Here is a 6,396-nt window from a genome sequence, read left to right on the forward strand (position 1 = left end):
GGGGGCGCCCGTTCTTCTTGACTCAGGTCAGGCTGGACTCAGGTCAGCGCGCAGCGCTGCCGTCGACGTAGTCCTCGTCCTGCTGCTTCCAGGCGAAGAGCGAACGCAGCTCCTTGCCGGTGACCTCGATGGGGTGCTGCTCCTCCTTGGCGCGCAGCGCGAGGAACTCCTCGGCCCCGTTGTCCTGGTCGTCGATGAAGCGCTTCGCGAAGGCGCCCGACTGGATGTCGGCCAGCACGCCCTGCATGCTCTCCTTGACGCGCTCGTCGATGACGCGCGGGCCCGAGACGTAGTCGCCGAACTCGGCGGTGTCGGAGATCGACCAGCGCTGCTTGGCGATGCCGCCCTCCCACATCAGGTCGACGATGAGCTTGAGCTCGTGCAGCACCTCGAAGTAGGCGATCTGCGGCTGGTAGCCGGCCTCGGTCAGCGTCTCGAAGCCAGCCTGCACGAGGTGGCTCACGCCACCGCAGAGCACGGCCTGCTCGCCGAACAGGTCGGTCTCGGTCTCTTCGGTGAAGGTCGTCTTGATGACGCCGGCGCGGGTACCGCCGATGGCCTTCGCGTACGAGAGGGCGAGGTCCCAGGCGTGACCCGATGCGTCGCGCTCGACGGCGATGATGTCCGGGATGCCACGGCCGGCGACGAACTCGCGACGGACAGTGTGGCCCGGAGCCTTCGGAGCGACGAGGATCACGTCGACACCCTCGGGGGCGTCGATGTAGCCGAAGCGGATGTTGAAGCCGTGTGCGAAGGCGAGCGTCTTGCCGGCCGTGAGGTTCGGCGCGATGGACTCGCTGTAGATGATGCGCTGGTGCTGGTCCGGCGCGAGGATCATGATGACGTCGGCCCACTCGGTGGCCTCGGCGACCGTCTTCACGGGGAAGCCGGCCTCTTCGGCCTTCGCGGCGGACTTGGAGCCCTCCTTCAGTGCGATGGCGACCTCGACGCCCGAGTCGCGCAGGTTCTGCGCGTGGGCGTGGCCCTGCGAGCCGTAGCCGACGATCGCGACCTTCTTGCCCTGGATCAGGGACAGGTCTGCGTCGGCGTCGTAGAAGATCTCGGTGCTCACTGTGTGTTTCTCCTTGTTCTTTGCGTTTCGTCGGGATTCGCGCGCTCCAGGAGCGGCGAAGACTGTGTTGCTCGGGATGGTCAGCCGCGCAGGACGCGTTCGGTGATGCTCTTACCGCCGCGCCCGATGGCGAGAAGACCCGACTGCGCGATCTCCTTGATGCCGAAGGGCTCCAGTGCACGGAGCATGGCGTCGACCTTGCCCTTGTCGCCGGTCACCTCGATCACGAGCGCATCCGAGGCGTAATCCACCACCGACGCGCGGAAGAGGTTCACGACCTCGATCACGTTCGAGCGCGTGGCGTTGTCGGTGCGCACCTTCACGAGCATGTGCTCGCGCTGGACCGACGTCGAGAAATCGAGCTCGACGATCTTGATCACGTTGATCAGCTTGTTGAGCTGCTTCGTGACCTGCTCGAGCGGCAGCTCCTCGACGTCGACGACGACCGTGATGCGGGAGATACCGGGCACCTCGGTCACGCCGACGGCGAGGGAGTCGATGTTGAAGCCGCGACGGGCGAACAGCCCGGCGACGCGGGTGAGGAGTCCTGGGGTGTTCTCCACCAGCAGGCTCAGCACGTGAGTCGACATGGATCAGTCCTCCTGGTCGAAGTCGGGCGCGTGCTCGCGGGCGTACTGGACGTAGCTGTTGCTGACGCCCTGCGGGACCATCGGCCACACCATGGAGTCGGCGCTCACGACGAAGTCGATCACCACGGGGCGGTCGTTCGTCTCGAGCGCGAGCTGGATGGCGGCATCCACCTCTTCCTCCTTCTCCACGCGGATCGCCAGGCAGCCGTACGCCTCGGCGAGCTTCACGAAGTCGGGGATTCGGACCGTGCCGTGCCCGGTGTTGAGGTCGGTGTTCGAGTGGCGGCCGTCGTAGAACAGCGTCTGCCACTGGCGCACCATGCCCAGCGAGGAGTTGTTGATGATCGCGACCTTGATCGGGATGTTGTTGATGGTGCAGGTCGCGAGCTCCTGATTGGTCATCTGGAAGCAGCCGTCGCCGTCGATCGCCCAGACGTGACGCTCCGGCTCTGCGACCTTCGCACCCATCGCCGCGGGCACCGAGTAGCCCATGGTGCCGGCACCGCCGGAGTTCAGCCAGGCGTTGGGGCGCTCGTACTTGATGAACTGCGCCGCCCACATCTGATGCTGGCCGACACCCGAGGCGAAGATGCCCTCGGGACCGGTGAGCTCGCCGATGCGCTGGATCACGTACTGCGGAGCGAGGAGCCCGTCGGTCGTCGGCGCGTAGCCGAGCGGGAACTCGGTGCGGAGGCCATCGAGGTACGACCACCACTCCTCGATATCGGGCTTCGCGCTGGCGGTAGCACCGCGGAACGCGGCATCCAGGTCGGTCAGCACGTCGCGGACATCTCCCACGATCGGCACATCCGCGGTGCGGATCTTCGAGATCTCCGCGGGGTCGATGTCCACGTGCACGACCTTGGCGTTCGGGGCGAAGAGCGCCGCCTTGCCTGTCACGCGGTCGTCGAACCGTGCGCCGAGCGAGACGAGGAGGTCGGCCTCCTGGAGCGCCAGCACGGCGGGAACCGTGCCGTGCATGCCCGGCATGCCGAGGTGCTGCGGGTGCGAGTCGGGGAACGCGCCACGGGCCATCAGCGTGGTGACGACCGGCGCTCCCGTGGATTCCGCGAGTTCCAGGAGCTCGGCCGACGCCTTGCCGCGGATCACTCCGCCGCCCACGTACAGCACCGGCTTCTTGGCCTCGGCGAGCAGGGTGGCTGCGGCCTGGATCTGCTTGCCGTGCGCCTTGGTCACCGGGCGGTAGCCGGGGAGATCGATCTTGGGCGGCCACACGAACGGCGCCGTCGCCTGCTGCGCATCCTTCGTGATGTCGACCAGCACGGGACCCGGACGACCGGTGCCGGCGATCTCATACGCCGCGGCGATCGCGCCCGGGATGTCGGCCGCGTCCTTCACCAGGAACGAGTGCTTGGTGATCGGCATCGTGATGCCCACGATGTCTGCTTCCTGGAACGCATCGGTCCCCATCAGCGTCGAGAACACCTGACCGGTGATGGCCAGCATCGGCACCGAGTCCATGTAGGCGTCGGCGATCGCGGTCACGAGGTTCGTCGCACCCGGGCCGGAGGTCGCGATGCACACGCCCACCTTGCCGGACGCGGAGGCGTACCCCTCGGCCGCGTGGCCGGCCCCCTGCTCGTGCCGCACCAGGATATGGCGCAGATCCTTGGCATCCATCAGCGGGTCGTACACGGGGAGGATCGCTCCGCCGGGCAGGCCGAAGACATCCGTGACACCGAGCAGCTCGAGCGAGCGGACGACGGCCTCGGCGCCGGTGATCTCCGGAGCAGAGGATTGACGGGCGGGCGGCCTCGGCACAGCCGGGGCGGAGTCAGCAGTCATGACTTTCCTTCTGATGATCTGTGGAGGACACCGGATGCCGGAGCGTCCGGGTCAGCCGGTGGTCGCTCCCTCGGCGGCGGACCGCACGAGGCGCGAGTACTTGGCAAGAACGCCTCGGGTGTAGCGCGGGGGAAGCGGCTCCCAGCCAGAACGGCGGGAGGCGAGCTCTGCGTCGTCGACGAGTAGATCGAGAGAGCGAGCTGCGATATCGACCCGTATCAGATCACCATCGCGCACGAAGGCGATGGGACCTGCGTCCACCGCTTCGGGTGCTATGTGGCCGATGCACAGGCCGGTTGTGCCGCCTGAGAATCGTCCGTCCGTCAAGAGTAGTACATCTTTTCCGAGTCCCGCGCCCTTGATGGCCGCGGTGATGGCGAGCATCTCGCGCATACCCGGTCCGCCCTTGGGGCCTTCGTAGCGGATCACGATGACGGTGCCGGGCTCGATCTCGCCCTCGGCGACGGCGTCCATGGCGGCGCGCTCGCGCTCGAACACGCGGGCAGGGCCTTCGAACACGGCGGCGTCGAAGCCGGCCGTCTTCACGACGGCACCCTCGGGAGCCAGCGAACCGTGCAGGATCGTGAGCCCGCCCGTCGCGTGGATCGGGTTGTCGAACGTGTGGATGACCTCGCCGTCGATCGGCTGCGGGTCGAGATCGGCGAGGTTCTCGGCGAGCGTCTTGCCCGTGACCGTGAGAGCGTCACCGTGCAGGAGGCCCTCGTCGAGCATCGCCTTCATGATCACGGGGATGCCGCCGTGACGGTCGACGTCGTTCATGACGTACTTGCCGAACGGCTTCATGTCGGCGACGTGGGGAACCTTGTCGCCGATGCGGTTGAAGTCGTGCAGGCTCAGGTCGACGTCGGCCTCGCGAGCGATCGCCAACAGGTGGAGCACCACGTTCGTGGAGCCGCCGAGCGCCATCGCCAGGGCGATCGCGTTCTCGAACGCCTCCTTGGTGAGGATGTCGCGCGTCGTGATGCCCTGGCGGAGCAGGTTCACGACGGCCTCGCCCGAGCGGTGGGCGAAGTAGTCGCGCCGACGGTCCGCGGCGGGCGGTGCGGCCGAACCGGGGAGGCTGAGACCGAGTGCCTCGGCGACGGACGCCATCGTGTTGGCGGTGTACATACCACCACAGGCCCCCTCACCCGGGGCGATCGCGCACTCGATGCGCTTGAGGTCCTCTTCGCTCATGAGACCGGCACGGCACGCACCGACCGCCTCGAACGAGTCGATGATCGTGACGTCCTTCTCGGTGCCGTCGGAGAGCTTGACCCACCCCGGCGCGATCGAGCCGGCATAGAGGAAGACGCTCGACAGGTCGAGGCGGGCGCTCGCCATGAGCATGCCCGGGATCGACTTGTCGCAGCCGGCGAGCAGGACGGAGCCGTCGAGGCGTTCGGCCATCATCACGGTCTCGACGGAGTCCGCGATGACCTCACGGGAAACCAACGAGAAGTGCATCCCCTCGTGACCCATCGAGATGCCGTCCGAGACGGAGATCGTGCCGAACTGCAGCGGGTAGCCGCCCCCGGAGTGCACACCCTCCTTGGCGCCCTGCGCGAGCCGATCGAGGCTCAGGTTGCAGGGAGTGATCTCGTTCCAGCTGGACGCGATGCCGATCTGCGGTTTGTCCCAGTCGGCATCCCCCATCCCGACGGCACGGAGCATGCCTCGGGAGGTCGTGGCCTCGATGCCGTCGGTGACGACGCGGCTGCGGGGCTTGATGTCGATGGGCGCGCTCTGGGAGGGATCATGCGAGGACATGACGGAAGTCTATTGCCGTGCGGAGGCGCGTTCGTCCGCCAGCGCCTCCAGAAGCGCGGCGATCTGTTGTGGAGTGTCCACACGAAGCGCCGCAGCGCTCTCCCCCGGACCGACGCGCACGCCGAGGTCGCCCTCGCCGAGCACGCGCATCGCATCCTCGTCGGTCACATCGTCACCGGCGAACAGGATTCCGGTGGCGTCGAAGCGCTCACGAAGCGCCGTCATGGCCGCGTCCTTGCCCTCTGCACGCGAGGAGAACTCCAGCACGCGGTGTCCGGCCCGACGTCGCCAGTGCGGGAAGCGCTCGGCGACGAGAGCGTCGATCTCGGCGAAGACGCGCTCCTCGGTCTCGCGGTCCGCCCGGCGGGTGTGCACGCCCATGCCGAAGGTCTTGGGTTCGAACTCGGCACCTTCGAAGCGCTCGATGATCGGCTTCGCGGCTGCCCACAGCTCTTCACGCGAGCCGTCCTCGGTGACGTCGCCCGCGATCTCGGCATCTCCCTCACCCGGGAACCAGTACTGCGCGCCGTGGGAACCCGCGAGGGCGATGGCGGAGTCGTCGGTGTGTTCGGTGATGACCCGCAGGTCGTGCATGCTGCGTCCGGAGACGTACGCCACGACGGTGTCGGGAAGCGACGCGAGCCGCTCCACCTGGATCGCGACCTCGGGAAGCGCGCGCGCAGCCATCGGGTCAGGCACGAGAGGCGAGGCGGTGCCGTCGAAGTCGAGGGCAACGACCAGGCGTGGCGTCGCCGCCAGGGCACTCAGGTCGTCATCGGCGGTTCCGGGGATCCAGGGGCGCGTCACAGGTTCTCCAATCACAGGGGGTTCGTTCCCAGTATCGCGGCCCCGCGGGTGCTCAGCGCGCGCGCACCTCGGACAGGGCGGCGAGGAACGAGGAGGACCAGGCGTTCACGTCGTTGTCCAGCACACGACGGCGCAGCGATCTCATACGCCGCCCCTGCTCGGCCGGGGGCATCTCCACCGCGGTCATGATCGCGTCTTTGAGCCCTTCGATGTCGTGCGGGTTGACCCGCACCGCCTGCCGGAGCTCGTCCGCCGCCCCGGTGAACTCGCTGAGCACGAGGACGCCGCGATCGTCCACGCGACTGGCGACGTACTCCTTGGCCACGAGGTTCATGCCGTCGCGCAATGCGG

General features: G+C 67.7%; 6 protein-coding genes. All 6 read right to left on the minus strand.

What is annotated here, in order from left to right; genetic code table 11:
- Positions 1-43 precede the first annotated feature (43 nt).
- Complete coding sequence (gene ilvC, locus ACNPM4_RS06740) at positions 44-1,072, minus strand: ketol-acid reductoisomerase (protein WP_029263576.1); 1,029 nt, start codon at positions 1,070-1,072, stop codon at positions 44-46.
- An 80-nt stretch (positions 1,073-1,152) separates the two neighbouring features.
- On the minus strand, positions 1,153-1,662 hold the full coding sequence (ilvN, locus tag ACNPM4_RS06745; protein ID WP_029263577.1) for an acetolactate synthase small subunit: 510 nt from the start codon (positions 1,660-1,662) through the stop codon (positions 1,153-1,155).
- A gap of 3 nt (positions 1,663-1,665) precedes the next feature.
- Positions 1,666-3,468 carry an acetolactate synthase large subunit gene (locus ACNPM4_RS06750; protein ID WP_029263578.1) on the minus strand — a complete coding sequence of 601 codons (1,803 nt, stop codon included), beginning with the start codon at positions 3,466-3,468 and terminating at the stop codon, positions 1,666-1,668.
- Positions 3,469-3,519: 51 nt separating this feature from the next.
- On the minus strand, positions 3,520-5,238 hold the full coding sequence (ilvD, locus tag ACNPM4_RS06755; RefSeq protein ID WP_029263579.1) for a dihydroxy-acid dehydratase: 1,719 nt from the start codon (positions 5,236-5,238) through the stop codon (positions 3,520-3,522).
- Positions 5,239-5,247: 9 nt separating this feature from the next.
- The gene (gene otsB, locus ACNPM4_RS06760) at positions 5,248-6,045 is read right to left on the minus strand and encodes a trehalose-phosphatase (RefSeq protein ID WP_029263580.1); all 798 of its coding nucleotides are present in this window, start codon (positions 6,043-6,045) and stop codon (positions 5,248-5,250) included.
- A 52-nt stretch (positions 6,046-6,097) separates the two neighbouring features.
- On the minus strand, positions 6,098-6,396 hold a 299-nt coding region (locus ACNPM4_RS06765), incomplete at its 5' end, for a trehalose-6-phosphate synthase (protein ID WP_448985169.1).

It is taken from the genome of Microbacterium umsixpiens (assembly GCF_053543675.1).

Coding starts and splice junctions, on each gene's coding strand:
- ilvN (WP_029263577.1), bottom strand. CDS start 1,662: ATGTCGACTCACGTGCTGAGCCTGCTGGTGGAGAACACCCCAGGACTC.
- ACNPM4_RS06750 (WP_029263578.1), bottom strand. CDS start 3,468: ATGACTGCTGACTCCGCCCCGGCTGTGCCGAGGCCGCCCGCCCGTCAA.
- ilvD (WP_029263579.1), bottom strand. CDS start 5,238: ATGTCCTCGCATGATCCCTCCCAGAGCGCGCCCATCGACATCAAGCCC.